Source organism: Formosa sp. A9 (assembly GCF_051200825.1).
Lineage (GTDB): Bacteria > Bacteroidota > Bacteroidia > Flavobacteriales > Flavobacteriaceae > Formosa.
This window is the reverse complement of sequence record NZ_CP195158.1, coordinates 74,990-94,470: the sequence shown is the minus strand read 5'-3', so window position 1 is coordinate 94,470 and position 19,481 is coordinate 74,990. Positions and strand designations below refer to the sequence as shown.

General features: G+C 37.6%; 21 protein-coding genes. 11 read left to right on the top strand and 10 right to left on the bottom strand.

Annotation, left to right across the window (positions count from 1 at the left end):
* Positions 1-51: 51 nt before the first annotated feature.
* Together ACR9EA_RS00340 and ACR9EA_RS00335 are read left to right on the top strand one after the other, a co-directional pair.
* Entirely contained in the window at positions 52-2,202 is a 2,151-nt protein-coding gene (locus tag ACR9EA_RS00340; RefSeq protein WP_435135921.1) for a prolyl oligopeptidase family serine peptidase, read from the top strand.
* 98 nt (positions 2,203-2,300) lie between these two features.
* Positions 2,301-3,215: an ABC transporter ATP-binding protein gene (locus ACR9EA_RS00335; RefSeq protein ID WP_435135919.1), complete on the top strand. Its 915-nt coding sequence runs from the start codon at positions 2,301-2,303 to the stop codon at positions 3,213-3,215.
* A 3-nt stretch (positions 3,216-3,218) separates the two neighbouring features.
* On the opposite strand, the gene ACR9EA_RS00330 is transcribed toward ACR9EA_RS00335, so the two are convergent.
* The 9 genes from ACR9EA_RS00330 to pdxA form a co-directional block, all read right to left on the bottom strand.
* The gene (locus ACR9EA_RS00330; RefSeq protein ID WP_435135918.1) at positions 3,219-3,671 is read right to left on the bottom strand and encodes a 3-oxoacyl-ACP synthase; all 453 of its coding nucleotides are present in this window, start codon (positions 3,669-3,671) and stop codon (positions 3,219-3,221) included.
* Positions 3,664-4,356: a monofunctional biosynthetic peptidoglycan transglycosylase gene (mtgA, locus tag ACR9EA_RS00325; protein WP_435135916.1), complete on the bottom strand. Its 693-nt coding sequence runs from the start codon at positions 4,354-4,356 to the stop codon at positions 3,664-3,666. Before mtgA ends, ACR9EA_RS00330 begins: the two co-directional genes overlap by 8 nt.
* Positions 4,357-5,475, bottom strand: a complete 1,119-nt coding sequence (locus ACR9EA_RS00320; RefSeq protein WP_435139919.1) for an NAD(P)/FAD-dependent oxidoreductase — start codon at positions 5,473-5,475, stop codon at positions 4,357-4,359.
* A 147-nt stretch (positions 5,476-5,622) separates the two neighbouring features.
* Entirely contained in the window at positions 5,623-6,975 is a 1,353-nt protein-coding gene (accC, locus tag ACR9EA_RS00315; RefSeq protein ID WP_435135914.1) for an acetyl-CoA carboxylase biotin carboxylase subunit, read from the bottom strand.
* A gap of 74 nt (positions 6,976-7,049) precedes the next feature.
* Positions 7,050-7,541, bottom strand: coding sequence for an acetyl-CoA carboxylase biotin carboxyl carrier protein (accB, locus tag ACR9EA_RS00310; RefSeq protein WP_435135912.1), 492 nt, complete (start codon positions 7,539-7,541; stop codon positions 7,050-7,052).
* Positions 7,542-7,578: 37 nt separating this feature from the next.
* Positions 7,579-8,574 carry a beta-ketoacyl-ACP synthase III gene (locus ACR9EA_RS00305; protein WP_435135910.1) on the bottom strand — a complete coding sequence of 332 codons (996 nt, stop codon included), beginning with the start codon at positions 8,572-8,574 and terminating at the stop codon, positions 7,579-7,581.
* Between the two features lie 181 nt (positions 8,575-8,755).
* A complete protein-coding gene (gene rpmF / locus ACR9EA_RS00300; RefSeq protein ID WP_007647175.1) occupies positions 8,756-8,959 on the bottom strand; it encodes a 50S ribosomal protein L32 in 204 nt (67 codons plus the stop codon).
* Between the two features lie 7 nt (positions 8,960-8,966).
* Positions 8,967-9,509, bottom strand: a complete 543-nt coding sequence (locus tag ACR9EA_RS00295) for a YceD family protein (RefSeq protein WP_435135908.1) — start codon at positions 9,507-9,509, stop codon at positions 8,967-8,969.
* Positions 9,510-9,605: 96 nt separating this feature from the next.
* A complete protein-coding gene (gene pdxA / locus ACR9EA_RS00290; RefSeq protein ID WP_435135906.1) occupies positions 9,606-10,628 on the bottom strand; it encodes a 4-hydroxythreonine-4-phosphate dehydrogenase PdxA in 1,023 nt (340 codons plus the stop codon).
* 63 nt (positions 10,629-10,691) lie between these two features.
* Here pdxA and ACR9EA_RS00285 point away from each other — a divergent pair, with 63 nt between their 5' ends.
* Complete coding sequence (locus ACR9EA_RS00285) at positions 10,692-11,285, top strand: riboflavin synthase (protein WP_435135904.1); 594 nt, start codon at positions 10,692-10,694, stop codon at positions 11,283-11,285.
* 1 nt (position 11,286) lies between these two features.
* Here the strand turns inward: ACR9EA_RS00285 and ACR9EA_RS00280 are convergent, their stop codons facing one another.
* The gene (locus tag ACR9EA_RS00280) at positions 11,287-11,478 is read right to left on the bottom strand and encodes a PID-CTERM protein-sorting domain-containing protein (protein ID WP_435135902.1); all 192 of its coding nucleotides are present in this window, start codon (positions 11,476-11,478) and stop codon (positions 11,287-11,289) included.
* A gap of 445 nt (positions 11,479-11,923) precedes the next feature.
* Here ACR9EA_RS00280 and kduI point away from each other — a divergent pair, with 445 nt between their 5' ends.
* The 8 genes from kduI to ACR9EA_RS00240 are packed head-to-tail and all read left to right on the top strand — an operon-like array spanning position 11,924 to position 19,469.
* Positions 11,924-12,760: a 5-dehydro-4-deoxy-D-glucuronate isomerase gene (gene kduI / locus ACR9EA_RS00275; protein WP_435135900.1), complete on the top strand. Its 837-nt coding sequence runs from the start codon at positions 11,924-11,926 to the stop codon at positions 12,758-12,760.
* Between the two features lie 4 nt (positions 12,761-12,764).
* Positions 12,765-13,550 carry a gluconate 5-dehydrogenase gene (locus tag ACR9EA_RS00270; RefSeq protein WP_435135898.1) on the top strand — a complete coding sequence of 262 codons (786 nt, stop codon included), beginning with the start codon at positions 12,765-12,767 and terminating at the stop codon, positions 13,548-13,550.
* Between the two features lie 9 nt (positions 13,551-13,559).
* Positions 13,560-14,978: a glucuronate isomerase gene (gene uxaC, locus ACR9EA_RS00265; protein ID WP_435135896.1), complete on the top strand. Its 1,419-nt coding sequence runs from the start codon at positions 13,560-13,562 to the stop codon at positions 14,976-14,978.
* Positions 14,979-15,009: 31 nt separating this feature from the next.
* Entirely contained in the window at positions 15,010-16,020 is a 1,011-nt protein-coding gene (locus ACR9EA_RS00260; RefSeq protein WP_435135894.1) for a PfkB family carbohydrate kinase, read from the top strand.
* A gap of 10 nt (positions 16,021-16,030) precedes the next feature.
* Positions 16,031-16,702, top strand: coding sequence for a bifunctional 4-hydroxy-2-oxoglutarate aldolase/2-dehydro-3-deoxy-phosphogluconate aldolase (locus ACR9EA_RS00255; RefSeq protein WP_435135892.1), 672 nt, complete (start codon positions 16,031-16,033; stop codon positions 16,700-16,702).
* The gene (locus ACR9EA_RS00250; RefSeq protein ID WP_435135890.1) at positions 16,702-17,682 is read left to right on the top strand and encodes a TRAP transporter substrate-binding protein; all 981 of its coding nucleotides are present in this window, start codon (positions 16,702-16,704) and stop codon (positions 17,680-17,682) included. The genes ACR9EA_RS00255 and ACR9EA_RS00250 overlap by 1 nt, the downstream gene beginning before the upstream one ends.
* 2 nt (positions 17,683-17,684) lie before the next feature.
* Entirely contained in the window at positions 17,685-18,155 is a 471-nt protein-coding gene (locus ACR9EA_RS00245; RefSeq protein ID WP_435135888.1) for a TRAP transporter small permease, read from the top strand.
* Positions 18,156-18,173: 18 nt separating this feature from the next.
* On the top strand, positions 18,174-19,469 hold the full coding sequence (locus tag ACR9EA_RS00240) for a TRAP transporter large permease (protein ID WP_435135887.1): 1,296 nt from the start codon (positions 18,174-18,176) through the stop codon (positions 19,467-19,469).
* Positions 19,470-19,481 lie beyond the last annotated feature (12 nt).

The window sequence follows — 19,481 nt, the reverse complement described above, 5'->3', positions numbered from 1 at the left end:
ATTTGCATCGGAGCTTTTTTTATTACATATTTATGCTTAAAATGTATTAAAATGAAAAGACTAATAGCCACTCTAATTATTTTAACAACAGTAAGCTCTTGCAAAAACGAACAAGAACTTAAAAAAAACCAGAACCAAATAGTGAAATACCCTATTACAAAGACAGTCGATACGGTTGATACGTATTTTGGCACTCAAGTTAAAGACCCTTATCGCTGGCTAGAAGACGACCGAAGCCCGCAAACCGAAGCTTGGGTAAAAACTCAAAACAAACTTACAAATCAGTATCTCGAAAAAATCCCCTATCGCAATCAATTAAAAGAAGCTTTAACATCGCTTTGGAATTACGAAAAAATTGGAGCACCTTTTAAAGAAGGTAAATACACCTATTTTAGTAAAAACGACGGACTACAAAATCAGAACGTTATATACAGAACACCCGAAGGCAGTGATTCTGAAGAACTATTTTTAGACCCCAATACCTTTAGTAAAGATGGCACCATTTCTTTAGGCGGACTTTCATTTTCTAAAGACGGAAGCATGCTTGCCTATTCCATTTCTGAAGGCGGTAGCGATTGGAGAAAAGTTATTGTCTTAAACGCCGAAACCAAAGAAATTACAGAAGACACTTTAGTGGATATTAAATTTAGCGGCATGTCTTGGAAAGGCAACGAAGGATTTTATTATTCGAGTTACGACAAGCCTAAAGGCAGCGAACTATCGGCAAAAACCGATCAGCATAAAGTATATTACCACAAGTTAGGAACACCACAGAGTACAGATATACTTATTTATGGTGGCACGGCTGAAGAAAAACACCGCTACATTTACGGCACGGTTACCGAAGACGACCGCTATTTAATACTATCGCCAAGAACCTCTACCTCTGGCAATAAACTTTACATTAAAGACCTTACTAAACCTAACAGTAAATTTATTCCTGTTTTAGAACATACAGATAGCGACACTTATGTTTTAGATAATATAGGCAGTAAACTATTTTTAGTCACTAATTTAAATGCACCTAACAAACGCATTGTTACAGTAGATGCTGCTAACCCGACTCCAGAACATTGGGTAGATTTTATTCCTGAAACCGAAAATGTTTTAAATGCTTCAACAGGAAGCAACGCTATATTTACACATTATATGGTCGATGCCATTTCGCAGGTAAAACAATACGATTATAATGGCAAGTTAATTAGAGAGATTGAACTACCTGGTATCGGTACAGTTTCTGGGTTTTCTGGTAAAAAAGAAGATCCAACATTATATTTTTCCTTCTCAAATTATATTACACCTGCAACAAGTTTTGCATTCAACCCGAAAGCAGGAACATCGGAAGTATATGTTAAACCCGATGTAAAATTCAATCCAGACAACTACGAAAGTCAACAAGTATTTTACACCTCTAAAGACGGCACTAAAATACCTATGATAATATCTTATAAAAAGGGAACAGTGTTGAACGGAAACAACCCTACCATGCTATATGGTTACGGTGGATTTAACATTAGCTTAACCCCTGCGTTTAGCATTGTAAATGCAGTTTGGATGGAGCAAGGTGGTATTTACGCTGTACCAAATTTAAGAGGAGGTGGCGAATACGGCAAGGTTTGGCACGATGCCGGCACGAAAATGCAAAAACAAAATGTATTTGATGACTTTATAGCCGCTGCAGAATATTTAATTGCCGAAGGTTACACATCTTCTAAATACCTAGCCATTCGCGGCGGTTCTAACGGCGGATTGTTAGTTGGAGCGACCATGACACAGCGCCCAGAACTTATGCAAGTCGCTTTACCTGCTGTTGGTGTATTAGATATGTTACGCTACCACACCTTTACAGCTGGTGCAGGATGGGCTTACGACTACGGCACAGCCGAAGACAGTAAAGCCATGTTCGAATATTTAAAAGGATATTCGCCCATACACAATGTAAAATCTGGTGTAAACTATCCAGCAACCTTAATCACCACAGGAGATCACGACGATCGCGTAGTACCCGCGCATAGTTTTAAATTTGCAGCAGAACTGCAAAGCAAACAAAAAAATGGTCATCCTACTTTAATTAGAATTGAAACCGATGCAGGCCATGGAGCAGGAACGCCTGTAAGCAAAGTAATCGATTTATATGCCGATGTTTTTGCCTTTACACTGTACAATATGGGCATAAATAAATTGAAAGACGACACAAAATAACCTCTTCAATTAAACAGGTTTTAAAAGGGTCATATCTTGAAAATATTACAAGTTATGACTCTTTCTTTTTTTAGTATTTTTACCATCAAATTCTTTTTATGCTTCAAGTCGAAAACATTGCTTTTAGTTACAACAATACACCAATTTTAAAACACTTGTCTTTTACAGCAAAACCTGGAGAACATCTTTCAATAATAGGAGAAAGTGGCTCTGGAAAAAGTACGCTTTTAAAATTAATTTACGGCACTTACGATTTGCATGAAGGTACAATCCGTTGGAAAAACCAATCCATTCTAGGGCCTAAATTCAATCTCGTTATCGGTTACGATTTCATGAAATATGTTGCTCAAGAATTCGACTTAATGCCCTTTATTTCGGTAGAAGAAAATATTGGTAAATTCTTATCAAATTTCTTTCCCGAAGACAAAAAAAAGCGCACTCTAGAACTTATAAAATTGGTAGAATTAGAAGACTTTGCCAAGGTTAAAGTAAAGTACTTAAGTGGCGGCCAAAAACAACGTGTTGCTTTGGCTAGAGCGATTGCCCGACAACCAGAAATTATATTATTGGACGAACCCTTTAGCCATATAGATAACTTTCAAAAACAATCGCTGCGACGCAATTTATTTGAATACCTTAAAACACATAACATTACTTGTATTGTAGCAACGCACGACCGTGAGGACGTATTGCCTTTCGCCGACCAAATATTGGTGCTACACGATGGCAATATAGTAGCTAGCGGAGCTCCACAAACACTTTACGCCAACCCAGAGCAACCATTAATCGCTTCATTTTTTGGAGAATTCAACATTATAAACCAAGATATTGTTTATGCTCACCAATTAAAAATAGTAACATCATCATCTATTAAAGCCGTTGTACAAAAAAGTTATTTTAAAGGACACATCTGGCTTATCGCTGCTAAATTTAATGAAGAAACTATTTATTTTGAACACTTAAAACCATTACCCGAAAACGACATTATTTTTCTAGATATCCTTAAGAATTAACACCTAAACAACTTGCAAAAGAGTTATTTCCTCGCCTCTAAAAATTACCGTTTCACCCTGTTTTTTTCCTATTAATAACTTTCCGATTGGTGTATTTGGCGCAATCGCATAAGCCTTAAAATTTGTAGTTTGTAACTCGCCTGCACTTATAGCTATAAAATAATTGGCTTGCGAGGTATACACTAGACTTCCCAGACATACAACCTCGGAGATTTTAGTGATATTGATTTTAGAAAATGCCAATTTTAGCTGATTTATTTCCGATAATTGTTGTCCGTACTTTTCGCGTTCAAGCTGAAGCATTGCTCGACCAGTCTCGTGTTTATCGCCTGCAGTATTTTTAGTTTCCGAAGTTAGTGCAAACTCCACTTCTGCAATATTTTGCTGTACGTTCTGCAAACGCTTATTTATAAACGCTTCGCATTGTTTTAATAATGTTTCCTTTAGATTACTCATGTGTATCTTCTAACCGTAATGGCCCATAAAAATTCATTTGTCGAACAATCCACTGTTTTCTTTTTTGAATATAAGCCGATGCTGGAGCTGCCTTATATTCTCTAGGGTTAGGAAGAATGGCTGCTATAGCTGCTGCCTCGTAATTAGTTAATTTCTTGGCCGATTTTTTAAACCAATATTGGGCGGCAGCCTCTACCCCATAAATACCACTACCCATTTCTACACTATTTAAATACACCTCTAATATCCGGGATTTGCTCCAACACAACTCGATTAAAAAGGTAAAATACGTTTCCAAACCTTTTCTAAACCAACTACGTTCTGGCCATAAAAACACATTTTTTGCGGTTTGCTGACTTATAGTGCTGCCCCCTCGAATGCGTTTTCCCTTTTTATTATAATCCATAGCTTTTTCTATAGCTTTTAAATCAAAACCATTATGATTTAAAAATTGCTGATCTTCGCTACAAATTACAGCCTTCTGCATGGCAATAGATATATGATCTATACTTACCCAACGATGTTCCCACGATTTTGGCAAGTTATTATCGGATTGTTCAAAACTCCTAATTAGCATTAGCGGTGTTATTGGCACGGGCACCCATTTATAAACCATTACCAGGCTTACAGAAACCAAAACAGCCCAAACAATAACTTTGAAAAGAAATTTAAAAATTCGCTTCATTTAGTTTTTAACAATTTCTGCTAAAGATTTACCAATTATACTTCCTATAGCCACGCCCATACCACCTAATCTAACACCACAAAATACGTTATTAGAAATTTGTTTTACAATAGATTTTTTTTGTTGCCCAACCCCCATAATACCGCTCCAACTATATTCTATGTCATGTGGTGTATTTGGCAATACAACCTCTTTTAACAGATCTCTTAAGGCCTTTTGTACCTTAGAGGTTGTTCCAAATTCGGTGGTCTCTTCTGTTTTAAAATCGAGTTGCCTACCGCCCCCTAATAAAATACGATTATCTATATTTCTGAAATAATAATAGCCACGGTCTAAGTGAAATGTGCCTTTAATATGAAGATTTTTTATAGGTTTTGTAATAATTACTTGTGCTCGTGCTGGCTTAACCTGCGCTTGGATTAACTGCGACGCAAAACCATTAGTCGCAATAATTAATTTTGACGTTTTAAATACCAGTTCATCCGTTTTAACCTCTACATAATTACCATATTCCTCGAAAGTGCTTACAGAGGTGCTATTTAAAATTTTAATGCCTTTAGATTGTACTTTACGCAATAAAGCCTCCATCATTTTTCCTGTATGAATTTGACCTTCAAACGGATTAAACACTAGCTGATCTTGAATATTTTTAAACTGAAACGGATTGGTTTTCAACTGAAACACTTCGGTATTAAAAATAGGTTTCAATAACGTGTTTATCGTCTCTCGCTGTGCTATACATTCTTTATAAAAATAGGAGTCTTGCTCTGTAAACAATTCGTAACCACCCAAGTTTTTAAATTCTATTGTTTTATCGCCTAAGGTTTCACGCAATAATTTCAATCCGTCATAACGTTGTTTTACGAGTTCCAAAACTTCTTCTGGCGAATGCGACTTTAAATCACTTAATATTTCACTTAAACTTCCAAAACAAGCAAATCCTGCATTTTTTGTACTTGCACCTTGCGGCAAACGACCTCTTTCTAATATTAAAATATTTGCTTTAGGGTAAAGTTTTTTAAGCTGTAAAGCACAACTTAAACCCACAATACCACTGCCAACAATAGTAAATTGCAGATTAGAAAACCAAGATTGTTGTTCCCAATACGATAAATTCAACATAAACCCGTTTTAGTTTGTTACAGAAATGTACGTATTTATATGAACATGATTAAAGAAACAGCTTTTAAAATTTCTGTTAGTCCAATAAAATCTTGGTATGTGTAGTAATAAAAAACTCCGAAAAAAATTTCGGAGTTTTGTTTATTATTCTTCTTTAGGAGCTTCCATTTTAAAGTCTTCCATAAATTTGGTTGTATAATTACCAGAAATATAGTTTGGATCGTCCATTAATTGTCTGTGAAACGGAATCGTTGTTTTAATGCCTTCAATCACAAACTCATCTAAAGCACGTTTCATTTTGCTAATGGCTTCTTCACGAGTTTGTGCCGTTGTAATTAATTTAGCAATCATAGAATCGTAATTAGGCGGAATGCTGTAACCTGCATACACATGGGTATCTAAACGCACACCATGACCTCCTGGAGCATGTAATGTTGTTATGCGACCAGGTGACGGGCGAAAACCATTATAAGGATCTTCGGCGTTAATACGACATTCTATAGAGTGTAAATTTGGCGTGTAGTTTTTTCCAGAAATTGGCACTCCTGCAGCAACTAGAATTTGCTCACGAATTAAATCGAAATCAATAACTTGTTCGGTAATAGGGTGCTCTACCTGTATACGGGTATTCATTTCCATAAAGTAGAAATTGCGGTGTTTATCGACTAAAAATTCGATAGTTCCCGCTCCTTCATATTTTATAAATTCGGCAGCTCTTACTGCTGCTTTCCCCATATCGTCTCTAAGTTTTTTGGTCATAAAAGGCGAAGGCACCTCTTCTGTTAACTTTTGATGACGACGCTGTATAGAACAATCGCGCTCTGACAAATGACATGCTTTTCCTGTAGAATCGCCAACCACTTGAATTTCGATATGTCTTGGTTCTTCTATCAGTTTTTCCATATACATACCATCGTTTCCAAAGGCTGCTTTGGCTTCTTTACGGGCAGAATCCCAAGCCTCTTGCAAATCTTCTTCCTTCCAAACGGCACGCATACCTTTACCACCACCTCCAGCAGTCGCTTTAAGCATTACAGGATATCCTACCTCTACGGCTAATATTTTACAGCTTTCAAAATCTTCTATAATACCGTCGCTTCCTGGTACACAAGGCACGCCTGCAGCTTTCATAGTTGCTTTTGCAGTAGCCTTATCTCCCATTTTAGAGATCATTTCGGCAGTAGCTCCAATAAATTTTATATCGTGTTCCTCGCAAATTTTAGAGAATTTTGCGTTTTCCGAAAGGAATCCGTACCCTGGGTGAATGGCATCGGCATTGGTAATTTCGGCAGCAGCAATAATATTAGACATCTTTAAATAAGATTCGCTACTTGGTGCTGGCCCTATACAAACGGCTTCGTCGGCAAATTTTACATGCAAACTATCGGCATCTGCAGTCGAGTAAACCGCCACCGTTTTAATTCCCATTTCTTTACAGGTTCTAATAACACGTAGTGCTATTTCCCCTCTGTTGGCTATTAGTACTTTTTTAAACATAACGTCTAGTTTTTAAAAATCTCAAATTCCAAATTCCAATCGTATTGGGATTTGTTTTGGAATTTTAAAATTTGTTATGATGGATCTACTAAGAATAATGGTTGATCGAACTCTACTGGAGAAGAATCGTCTACCAATACTTTTACTATTTTTCCTGAAACTTCCGATTCTATTTCGTTAAATAGTTTCATAGCTTCTATAATACAAAGTACATCGCCTTCGTTAATAGTTTGCCCTACTTCTACAAACACAGGTTTATCTGGCGAAGGTTTTCTGTAAAGCGTACCAATAATAGGCGATTTTATTGTAATATATTTTGAATCGTTATCTGCAGCAGGTGTTACAGGAGCTGCTTGCGGTGCAGCTGGCTGCGCAGGTTGTGCGGCAACAGGAGCTTGTGCTACTGGCGCATTTACAGGTATTTGCTGTACATAAGTTGTTGTTTCTCCTTTGTCGTCGCTACCTGTTTTAATTGTAATTTTTACATCGTCTGTTTCTAATTTAACCTCGCTTGCACCAGATTTAGCAACAAATTTGATTAAATTTTGAATGTCTTTTAAATCCATAATAAATTAGATTTTAAAATGAGTTATTATTAGTCAATTAGGAATTATATGCCCATGTTAAATACGTAGATCCCCATGTGAATCCACCTCCAAAAGCAGCAAAAATTATATTATCCCCTTTTTTAAATTTTGATTCAAAGTCGCTTAAAAGTAAAGGTAATGTAGCCGATGTGGTATTACCATATCGGTGTATGTTTTTAAGAACTTTAGAATCGTCTAAATTCATTCTATTAGCTGTGGCATCAATAATGCGTAAATTCGCTTGATGCGGTACCAACCAAGCCACATCGTCGTGACTTAAATTATTGCGCTGCATTATTTTTTCGGCTACATCGGCCATGTTAGATACGGCAAACTTAAACACCGTTCTACCGTCTTGATGCACGTAATGCTGCTTGTTTTTTACAGTATCTTCAGTTGGTGGTAAAAGCGATCCTCCTGCTTCAATTTTCAAGAAATCACGTCCTGAACCATCGCTGCGTAAGTATTCGTCTTGAAGTCCGTAACCTTCTTGGTTAGGCTCAAATAATGCTGCTCCAGCACCATCTCCAAAAATAATACAGGTAGTACGGTCTGTATAATCTATTATAGACGACATTTTATCTGCGCCTATAACTAAAACTTTCTTATATCTACCAGCTTCTATATAAGCTGCTGCCGTAGACATTCCGTATAGAAAACTCGAGCAAGCGGCTTGCAAATCGTATGCAAAGGCATTTGTTGCACCAATTTCTGTGGCCACGTAAACTGCTGTAGAAGCTACCAATAAGTCTGGTGTTGCTGTGGCTACAACTATTAAGTCTATTTCTTTAGGGTCTAGTCCCGATTTATCTAAAAGGTTTTGTGCTGCTTTAATGGCGAGGTAAGACGTACCTTTACCTTCTTCTTTTAATATACGACGTTCTTTAATGCCAGTTCTTGTAGTTATCCACTCATCATTAGTATCTACCATAGACTCGAGTACCTTGTTACTTAAAACGAAGTCTGGTACATAGCCTCCTACTGCAGTAATTGCCGCTGTAATTTTACTCATAACGTTTTTGTTACTTAAAACTAAAATTTGGAGTAATTTTGATCTAAACCATCAAAATTTCGACAAAAATACTCTATTTTGAAATAATTTTATGCAAATTAAGTGGTTTTTGATTTATACAAAACCATATGACAAAAAAAACGCCCCCAACGGAGCGTTTTTTTGTATGCATGCATAATACTTATGCTAGATTTTCTTCTACTTCTGAGTTGTCTATTAAAACTTGACCTCTGTAGTATAATTTACCTTCGTGCCAATGTGCTCTGTGATACAAGTGAGCTTCTCCTGTTGTTGGACACGTAGCAATTTGTGGCGCAGTTGCTTTATAATGTGTTCTTCTTTTATCTCTTCTAGTTTTCGAGATTTTTCTCTTAGGATGTGCCATTTTCTATTTATTTATTATCCGTTAATAGTTTTTTTAATGTATTCCAACGAGGGTCTGTATCCTCTTGGTCGTTTTTATTTTCTTGCTCTTTAGGGCTTAATTCTTCTAACTTATCTAGTATATCCGATTGCAACGTACCATCTTCAACTCCAGGATGAATACGTTTGGTTGGGACAGCCAAAACAATAAGTTCGTAAATATATTGTTGGATATTAACTTCGTATTCACCATGCGGCAACACCAATAAATCAATTTCCTCGTCGTTATATTCGTCGCCAAACTTAACCACTAAATCAAATTCATTTTGAATAGCTTGATCGTAAGGTTCGTTTGTTACATCGCAATATACGTTAACACTTCCCGATATTTTAAAATGCAATTCTAGCAGGGTTGCCTTTTTTTCTAAAAGGACATCTACTTGAATATTGGCATGATTAAAATCGTCATACTCAAAATGTTTAAAGAACTCGTCTCCAATTTGATACTCGAAATGATGTTTCCCTAATTTTAATCCAACAAATTGAATTGTAAATTCTTTCAACAACTTCATTTTCACATCTAATTTGAGCCTGCAAATATATAAAATTTTATTTTAGGCAAGCTTATTTATAAACATTTTTTGTTTATATCTTTTTTATTCAATATTTTACAGTCTTTTTACCAACTCTTGGTGCTCTACTCTATTCTTATAGATTTGCATTCCAGTAAATAACGCTTCTTTAAACGAACTTTCGTCGGCAATACCTTTTCCTGCTATTTCAAATGCCGTGCCATGATCTGGCGATGTACGCACTTTATTTAATCCGGCTGTAAAATTTACACCTTCCCCAAAAGATAATGTTTTAAAAGGAATGAGCCCCTGATCGTGATAGGATGCAACTACAGCATCGAAATTTTTATAGTTATTAGAGCCAAAAAAACTATCGGCAGCATAAGGACCGAATACTAATTTACCCGATTCTTTTATTTTTTTTAATGTTGGCCGCAATACTTGGTCGTCTTCATTACCTATTACACCATTATCTCCAGTATGCGGATTAATACCCAAAACTGCTATTTTAGGCTTGCTTATTCTAAAATCCTGCTGTAACGATTTGTAAATGGTCTCGATTTTTTTAGTTATTAACTCAGGTGTAATGTGCTTGGCTATATCGCTAACTGGCACGTGATCTGTTAACAATCCAACCTTTAAAGTATCGGTTACCATAAACATTAAGCTATCGCCTTCTAATTCCTGTTCTAAATAATTGGTATGTCCTGGAAAGTTAAAGGTATCGGACTGGATATTATGTTTATTTATTGGCGCAGTAATAAGCATATCTACCCGCCCTTCTTTCAGCGCTTTTGTTGCCGCCTCTAAAGACTTAATAGCATATGTTCCTATTTTAAAATCTTCTTTCCCAAAATTAATCGACACGTTTTCTTTCCAAACATTAAAAACATTTATTTTTCCAGGAACAACCTGATCTAAATTTTGAATACCATTAAAATTAATATCGAACTTAAAATGATTCTTATAATAAGACATTACCTTAACCGAAGCAAAAATAACTGGCGTACAAAACTCCAAAATTCGAGAGTCTTCAAACGTCTTTAAGACAATTTCGCCTCCTATACCGTTTAAATCGCCTATAGAAATACCTACAATTATATTTTCTTCTTTCTTCATTAATTTTAAAACTATTTGTTTGTAATTTTATCTCCACAAATTTAACCAAATAAATGAGATAATATGTTTACAGGAATTATAGAAAATTTAGGCATCGTAACCCATCTAGAATCCGAATTAGACAATCTTCATATTACTATAGAAAGTCAGCTAGCCCCTGAATTAAAAATAGATCAAAGTGTAGCACACAATGGCGTTTGCCTAACCGTTGTAAAAATTGACGGAAATACCTATACCGTTACAGTCATAAAGGAAACATTAAACAAAACCAACCTAGGGGATCTACAAATAAAAGATGTCGTAAACATAGAACGCGCCATGAAACTAGGAGACCGATTGGACGGCCATATAGTACAAGGACACGTAGACCAAATAGCCACCTGCACCAAAATAGAAGAAGCTTCTGGCAGCTGGATATTTACCTTTAATTACAATCAAGATTTAAACAATATTACCATTGAAAAAGGATCGATAACCGTAAATGGCACCAGTTTAACTGTAGTAAACTCCAAAAGAAATGAATTTAGCGTAGCCATAATCCCCTACACATTTAACAATACTATCTTTAAATTCTTGAAAGAAGGAGCGACCGTAAATTTAGAATTTGATGTTTTAGGAAAATACGTAAAACGCTTACTAGAATTAGATATTAAATAAACTAGCGTTTTGAGGATTTTTTTATGCCATAACAAGCACCAGCCACTAACAAAACCACTAAACCACCATCTATTGGTGTTCCAGGAGGGGTAGGCCCTCTCCCATCTGGGGTTGGAGGCGTTTCTTGCGCAAAACACAAAACACCTGCAAAAAAGAAAAGTATTAAAAAGATTTTTGTTTTATGTTGCATCATTAATGAATGGTCAAAATACTTAACCAAAAAGGGTTATATAAAACTTTAAATTCTGTTGGCTATTAATTCAATCCTTTTATATGGCGTAAATTTAACATAAAAAAAATGACTTTAACAACTATTCCCTACACTATTTAAAGCTTATAATGCATTTTTTTATCTTCAAAAAATTACAAAACAAAATGCAACCCGAAATTTTTAAATAGTTATAAAGCACAACATTGCAACCAAATTACAAATAAAAAAAGTCATTCTATAATCAAAAATCTCACACAGCTACTATTGTATAATCTACGCCCCAGTTGTTAATTTACACAATTTAAAAGGTGATTTTTAGCGAAAAAATCAAAAAAACACAACAAATTTTACACAATTCTAACATTGGTTGTCAATATTAAAATAAAAAACATATATTTGTGTAATCGATTACATAAAATAAAAAAGAATGACTCATTACAATTTCAGATACGCATCTCACCCTAAAGATGCACAAAAATATTCAACCACCGAATTACGCGAACATTTTTTAATTGAAAATCTTTTTCAAGAAGATACCATACAACTTACCTATTCTATGTACGATAGATATATTGTTGGTGGTATCATGCCTAGTTCTAAAGCTTTAACACTAGAAACTATCCCTTATCTTAAATCAGAACATTTCTTAGACCGCAGAGAATTGGGTATTGTTAGTGTTGGCGACCCTGGAATTGTAACTGTAGACGGTACAACTTACGAACTTAATAAAAAAGAAGCTCTATACGTTGGACAAGGCAATAAGGAAGTTGTTTTTGAAAGCAAGCCAGGAGGTCAGGCTTTATTTTATATCAATTCGGCGCCAGCCCACAAGCAATTTCCAACAAAAAAAGTAGGAAAAGCAGATGCAGAAGTTATAGAACTTGGCGAAGAAAAACTAGCCAACAAGCGTATTCTTAACAAACTTATTGTAAATAGTATTGTTGAAACCTGCCAATTACAAATGGGCTTAACAGAGTTATTACCAGGAAATGTTTGGAACACCATGCCGGCACACACACACAACCGTAGAATGGAAGCTTACTTTTATTTCGATTTAGACGAAAGCCAGACCATCGCCCACTTTATGGGAGAAACAGATAACACACGACATATTTTCATGAAAAACAAACAAGCTGTGTTATCGCCAGAATGGTCTATACATTCGGGCTCAGGAACGTCTAACTATTCATTTATTTGGGGTATGGCAGGAGAAAATTTAGATTATGGCGACATGGATGTTTGTCCACCTAACGAATTAAAATAACAAAATGACTTTATTCAATTTAAAACATAAAACCGCCTTAGTTACAGGCGGAACACATGGCCTTGGTATGGCTATGGCCGAAGGATTGGCACAAGCTGGTGCTAAACTGGTTATTACGAGCACCACTCCATCTAAGCTAGAGGAGGCCTTAGCTCATTATAAATCTAAAGGTTTTGAAGCCGCTGGTTACATTTTTGATGTTACCGATGAAAAAATTGCAGCAGAAAAAGTTGCAGAAATTGAAACTAACGAAGGGCAAATAGACATTCTTGTAAATAATGCTGGTATAATAAAACGCGTACCTGCAGAAGACATGGAAATTTCGGAATTTAGACGCGTACTTGATGTAGACTTAACCGGAGCATTTATCATGTCGCAACTTGTTGGCAGAAGCATGATAAAAAATGGAGGTGGTAAAATAATAAACATCTGTTCTATGATGAGTGAGTTAGGCCGTAATACCGTTTCGGCTTATGCTGCAGCCAAAGGTGGTTTAAAAATGTTAACCAGAAATTTAGCCACAGAATGGGCTAAACACAACATACAGGTTAACGGTATTGGCCCTGGATATTTTGCGACCTCGCAAACTGCTCCTATTCGAGTAGACGGTCATCCATTTAACGATTTTATAGTAGGCAGAACCCCAGCCGGACGTTGGGGAAACCCAGAAGATCTTCAAGGGACTGCTGTTTTTTTAGCTTCCGAAGCTAGTAATTTTGTAAACGGCCAAATTATATATGTCGATGGTGGTATACTTGCAACCATTGGTAAACCTAGTAACGAAAATTAATTACCACTCATGAGCGCACCTAAGACGTTTATTAACGACAATTTTTTACTGCAAAATAAATATGCAGAAGAACTGTACCACAATTACGCCAGTTCTTTACCTATTATAGATTACCATTGCCACTTACCTCCGCAAGACATTGCCAACAACAGATCTTTCGATAATATTTCGCAAATCTGGATTCACGGCGACCATTACAAATGGCGAGCCATGCGTACTTTAGGTGTAAACGAAACCTTTATTACAGGAAGTGCTTCAGACGAAGAAAAGTTTTTACAATGGGGTAAAACGGTACCCTATACCATGCGTAATCCACTGTATCACTGGACACATTTAGAGCTTTTACGTTACTATAACATAGATACTTTATTAAACGAAAAAACAGCTCCAGAAATCTATAAAACGGCATCAGACATTTTAAAAACCGATGCTTACAGCTGCCAGAACATTTTAAACAAAATGAATGTTGAAGTAGTTTGCACCACCGAAGACCCTCTAGATACTCTCGAGTTTCATCAGCAATATGCCAAGAATGAAAACAAGAAGACGTACATGAGTACTTCGTTTAGACCGGACAAGGCCATTTTTATCGATACCGAATCGTATAACGATTATATAGATGCTTTAGAGAAGGTAACAAATTCGGAAATTAAAACCTACGACGCACTTTGCGACGCTTTAAAAAACAGGATTTCTTATTTTAACGATAACGGCTGTAAATTATCAGACCATGGTTTAAACGCCATTCCTTTTGTTAATTTTACAGAAGCAGAAATCAAAACCATTTTTGCTAAACGCAGAAATAAGGAAGCTATTTCTCAATTAGAATCCTTAAAATTCCAAACTGCTTTATTACTATTTTTAGCGGAAACTTATCACGAATTTGGTTGGGTTCAACAGTTTCACTTAGGGGCATTACGCAATAACAACGCTAGAATGTTAACCCAATTAGGTCCAGATACAGGATGGGATTCTATTGGCGATTTTTCGCAAGCCGAAAACTTATCGAAATTCTTAAACACTTTAGACACTAAAGATAAACTAGCAAAAACTATACTTTATAACCTGAATCCTGCCGATAACGAAGTTCTAGCGACTATGATTGGTAACTTTAACGACGGTAGCGTAAAAGGTAAAGTGCAATTTGGTTCTGGCTGGTGGTTTTTAGATCAAAAAGACGGCATGACAAAACAGCTAAACGCACTTTCTAATATGGGACTTATTAGTTGTTTTATTGGTATGCTAACAGACTCTAGAAGTTTTATGTCGTTTCCAAGGCACGAATATTTCCGCCGTATAGTATGTAATCTTTTTGGTGAAGAAATCGAAAAAGGCGAATTACCAAACGATATGGAATGGATAGGAAAAATGGTTCAAGGCATTTCTTACTACAATGCTAAAGACTATTTTAATTTTCCTTCAAAATAAATTAAATCACACTAACTAATACCCAATAACATTGAAAAAAGTAGTAGGATTAGGCGAAGTATTATTAAGACTTTCTACCCAAGATTGTTTAAAGTTTTCTCAGGTAAATAACTTTAATGCCGATTATGGGGGCAGCGAACTTAACGTGCTTACCAGCATCGTAAACTTTGGTTTGCCTGTAGACTTTATTACCAGATTGCCGCAAAACGATATTGGCGATAGTGCCATTATGCAAATGAACAAATACAATGTGGGCACAAGTGCTATTGCCCGTGGTGGCGAACGTATGGGGATCTATTTTTTAGAAAACGGTGCCTCTATGCGCGGTAGCAAAATTGTTTACGACCGTACACATTCTTCGTTTTCAACCCTTAAGACTGGCATGATCGATTGGGAAGCAGTCTTTAAAGACGCCAATTGGTTCCATTGGTCCGGTATTACTCCCGGGGTATCCCAAGATGCTGCCGATGTGTGCCTGGAAGCTATACATGCCGCAGCAAAATTAGGACTCACAATTTCCACAGATTTCAACTATCGTGCTAATTTGTGGAACTACGGCAAATCGCCAAGCGACATTATGGAACACATGGTCGCGCTATGCGATGTTATTCTTGCTGGCGATTACGCTTCAGATAAATATTTTAATATCATTCCAGAAGGCGGTACCCAGACAGAACTACAACAGTCGCTGTCCGAAAAGCTTATGACCCGTTTTCCAAAAGCAAAAAAAATAGCCATTACCCACAGAGAGAGCATCAGTGCCTCGCACAATAAATGGTCTGCCGTATTGTACGACGGCCAAACCATGCACCAATCTACCACTTACGATATCACACATATTGTAGACCGTATAGGTGCTGGCGATAGTTTTATGGGAGCCTTAATTTACGGTTTAAATACTTACGACGATGCCAAAGCATTGGAATTTGCCGTGGCGGCATCCAGCCTTAAACATACCGTTTATGGCGATGTTAACTTAGTCTCTAAACAAGAAGTCGAAAACTTAATGCAAGGCGATCTTTCTGGTCGCGTTAGCCGATAATATACACATCATGAAAACATTTTCTAGAATAGAAGTCGCCCAACAAATGGAAGCTACAGGTTTGGTACCTTTATTTTATCATAGCGATATTACACTTTTACAACAAGTGGTTAAAGCCTGTTACGATGGTGGCGCCCGTTTATTTGAGTTTACGGCCCGAGGTGCTTTTGCCCACGAGACCTTTGCCCAACTGGCAAAATTCTGCAGTAGCGAATGCCCGGACCTCATGCTAGGCGTAGGCTCTGTAACCGATGCCGCTGCAGCTTCGCTGTACATGCAAATGGGTGCACACTTTATAGTTACCCCAGTATTGCGCGAAGATATTGCCCTAGTGTGCAACCGCCGTAAAGTCCTTTGGTCTCCAGGTTGTGCTACTTTAGGTGAAATAGCCCGTGCCGAAGAATTGGGATGCGAGATCGTAAAGCTATTCCCTGGCGGAACTTACGGCGCCGACTTTGTTAAGGCCATAAAAGCACCTTGCCCATGGACCAGCATTATGCCAACAGGAGGCGTCTCTCCAACCCAGGAAAGCATCAGCCAGTGGTTCAATGCAGGGGTTACCTGCGTAGGAATGGGCTCTAAACTGATTACCAAAGACATTATCTCCAATAAAGATTTCAGTGCACTAACACAACAGGTAGCCAATGCCCTGGCACTTATTAACACCATAAAAAACAACTAATGGGAATGATACAACGCACATTACTATTATGCTGTTTAAGCCTGTTGGTTTTTGGTTGTGGACAACTATCCCAAACAAAAACCATCAAATTGGCTCATGGCCTGGACATCAACCATTCGGTACATAAGGCCATGCTTAAAATGGGTGAAGACTTAAAGGAGATTTCAGGAGGCAAACTCCAACTCGAGATTTATCCCAACCAGCAATTAGGTTCAGAACGCGAAAATCTGGAACTGCTCCAAATCGGGAGTTTGGATATGACCAAAGTTTCGGTAGGGGTGCTGGAAAACTTTGCTCCAAAATTAAAAGTGTTTGGACTTCCGTTTATGTTTCGGGACCGCGAACATTCCTTTAAAGTATTAGATGGCCCAATTGGAAAAGAACTGCTGAACGAAGGTACTAAGTTCTGGCTAAAAGGCCTTGCTTATTACGATGCCGGTAGCCGTAGTTTTTACACTAAAGACAAGCCTATCGAGACCCCAGAAGATTTAAAAGGCCTAAAAATCCGTGTTATGGAAAGTATCACCGCTATGGAAATGATACGTTCTTTAGGCGGATCGCCAACACCTATTTCCTGGGGAGAACTTTACACCTCGTTACAACAGGGCGTGGTAGATGGTGCAGAGAACAATCCACCAAGTTTCTACCTCTCCAGACATTACGAAGTGTGTAAATACTATTCGTTAGACGAGCATACCGTACTTCCAGATGTTCTGGTAGTAGGCACACCGTTTTGGGAACGTTTAAGCGAGCAGGAACAACAGTGGGTGCAGGAAGCCGCCAACCGTTCGGTACCTTACCAGCGTAAACTTTGGGCCGAGGCCGAAGCCGAAGCCTTGGAAGAGGTTCAAAAGAATGGCGTAAAGATCATCCATCCAGACAAAACCCTGTTTGCAGATAAAGTACAGAACATTTACGACGCTTATAAAGCCGATCCAAAAATGGCCGAACTGATTAAAAATATCCAAGACACCAAATAATTATGACCATTAGAGAAAAAATAGACAAAATCCTTGGTAGCGCCCTGGTTATTATTATGGCCGTAATGGTAATTAATGTATTATGGCAAGTATTTACGCGCTATATTATTGGTACCCCAAGCTCGTTTACCGACGAATTGGCCAGGTACCTTATGATTTGGGTAGGGCTGCTCGGTGCCGCATATGTATCGGGTAAAAACATGCATGTGGCCATAGATATTATTACGCCCAAGCTAAAACCAGCAACACAAAAAAAATTAAAGGTGTTTGTGCTGTTGCTCATTATATTATTTGCACTTTGCGCCTTGGTTATTGGCGGATTTAGGTTGGTATACATAACCTATATCTTAGGACAACATTCACCAGCCCTACAAATACCACTTTCTGTCGTGTATTTTGTAATCCCGTTAACCGGCCTACTGATTATCTATTATAAAATAGACGATATACTACAAACTAAACACTCAAATTAAAACTACATTAACTAACTTATGGAATACATACCAATATTTGTTTTAGTACTGAGCTTTGTTGGCTTATTAGCTATAGGAACGCCAGTAGCCTGGAGCATTACCATATCATCGTTATTAACCATGCTGGTGAGCATCCCAGCCATGCCAGCATTTACAACCGTTGCCCAGCGTATTGGAGCAGGATTGGATAGTTTTGCCTTATTGGCCATTCCGTTTTTTGTGCTCTCGGGACAGCTCATGAACAAAGGGGGCATTGCCCACCGGCTTATAGCCTTTGCCAAAACCCTTGTAGGATCTTTACCTGGAGGTCTGGCACTTATTAATGTTATTGCCGCCATGCTTATGGGAGCCATTGCAGGCTCAGCCATGGCTTCGGCTTCGGCTATGGGAAGTATTTTAGGCCCGGAAATGGAAAAAGAAGGTTACTCTAAAGAGTTTGGAGCTGCCGTAAACATTACCTCGGCAACAACAGGACTCGTTATACCGCCAAGTAATGTATTGATCGTATATTCATTGGCCAGTGGGGGCGTGTCGATTGCGGCCTTATTCTTGGCTGGTTATGTACCTGGTATTTTAACAGGATTGTTTTTAATGCTTGTGGCTTCGTTCTGGGCGAAAAAGAAAAAATACAAAGTTGGAAAGCGCAGTAACTTAAAAGAGGTGTTTAAAACCTTTATCGATGCATTTCCTAGTTTATTATTGTTGGTTATTGTAATTGGAGGTATTGTTACCGGTATTTTTACCGCTACCGAAGCTTCGGCCATAGCTGTACTGTACACCCTTATCCTGGGCTTCGTTTACAAGGAAATCAATTTTCAATCCTTACCTCAAATTTTATTGGATTCCTCGGCAACTACCGCTGTGGTTATGCTGCTTATCGGGGCTTCCATGAGTATGTCCTGGGTGATGTCCTTCGAGAACATTCCGCAGAGCATTAGCGATGTCTTATTGGGCATCAGTGACAATAAAATTGTAATTCTGTTAATCATTAACTTAATACTGCTATTTGTAGGGATCTTTATGGACATGACACCTGCAGTACTTATATTCACCCCAATCTTTTTACCTGTGGTAACAGCTTTGGGCATGGACCCTGTTCATTTTGGGATTATTATGGTACTTAACCTGTGTATTGGTTTATGTACGCCGCCCGTGGGCTCCGTGCTCTTTGTTGGTGTTGGTGTGGCACAGACCTCTATAGAGAAAGTGGTAAAACCATTATTACCCCTATTCTTGGCCATGATTTTTGCCCTGTTCCTTGTTACCTATTTCCCTGACTTAACCCTTTGGCTACCGAGAGTATTCAACCTTTAAAAATTACTAATT

Coding starts and splice junctions, on each gene's coding strand:
- pdxA (WP_435135906.1), bottom strand. CDS start 10,628: ATGAAGAAAGAAGAAAATATAATTGTAGGTATTTCTATAGGCGATTTA.
- ACR9EA_RS00250 (WP_435135890.1), top strand. CDS start 16,702: ATGGGAATGATACAACGCACATTACTATTATGCTGTTTAAGCCTGTTG.
- ACR9EA_RS00330 (WP_435135918.1), bottom strand. CDS start 3,671: ATGAGTAATCTAAAGGAAACATTATTAAAACAATGCGAAGCGTTTATA.
- ACR9EA_RS00285 (WP_435135904.1), top strand. CDS start 10,692: ATGTTTACAGGAATTATAGAAAATTTAGGCATCGTAACCCATCTAGAA.
- accC (WP_435135914.1), bottom strand. CDS start 6,975: ATGTTTAAAAAAGTACTAATAGCCAACAGAGGGGAAATAGCACTACGT.
- ACR9EA_RS00295 (WP_435135908.1), bottom strand. CDS start 9,509: ATGAAGTTGTTGAAAGAATTTACAATTCAATTTGTTGGATTAAAATTA.
- ACR9EA_RS00305 (WP_435135910.1), bottom strand. CDS start 8,574: ATGAGTAAAATTACAGCGGCAATTACTGCAGTAGGAGGCTATGTACCA.
- ACR9EA_RS00280 (WP_435135902.1), bottom strand. CDS start 11,478: ATGATGCAACATAAAACAAAAATCTTTTTAATACTTTTCTTTTTTGCA.
- ACR9EA_RS00340 (WP_435135921.1), top strand. CDS start 52: ATGAAAAGACTAATAGCCACTCTAATTATTTTAACAACAGTAAGCTCT.
- ACR9EA_RS00245 (WP_435135888.1), top strand. CDS start 17,685: ATGACCATTAGAGAAAAAATAGACAAAATCCTTGGTAGCGCCCTGGTT.
- rpmF (WP_007647175.1), bottom strand. CDS start 8,959: ATGGCACATCCTAAGAGAAAAATCTCGAAAACTAGAAGAGATAAAAGA.
- ACR9EA_RS00255 (WP_435135892.1), top strand. CDS start 16,031: ATGAAAACATTTTCTAGAATAGAAGTCGCCCAACAAATGGAAGCTACA.
- ACR9EA_RS00335 (WP_435135919.1), top strand. CDS start 2,301: ATGCTTCAAGTCGAAAACATTGCTTTTAGTTACAACAATACACCAATT.
- accB (WP_435135912.1), bottom strand. CDS start 7,541: ATGGATTTAAAAGACATTCAAAATTTAATCAAATTTGTTGCTAAATCT.
- kduI (WP_435135900.1), top strand. CDS start 11,924: ATGACTCATTACAATTTCAGATACGCATCTCACCCTAAAGATGCACAA.
- ACR9EA_RS00240 (WP_435135887.1), top strand. CDS start 18,174: ATGGAATACATACCAATATTTGTTTTAGTACTGAGCTTTGTTGGCTTA.
- uxaC (WP_435135896.1), top strand. CDS start 13,560: ATGAGCGCACCTAAGACGTTTATTAACGACAATTTTTTACTGCAAAAT.
- ACR9EA_RS00270 (WP_435135898.1), top strand. CDS start 12,765: ATGACTTTATTCAATTTAAAACATAAAACCGCCTTAGTTACAGGCGGA.
- mtgA (WP_435135916.1), bottom strand. CDS start 4,356: ATGAAGCGAATTTTTAAATTTCTTTTCAAAGTTATTGTTTGGGCTGTT.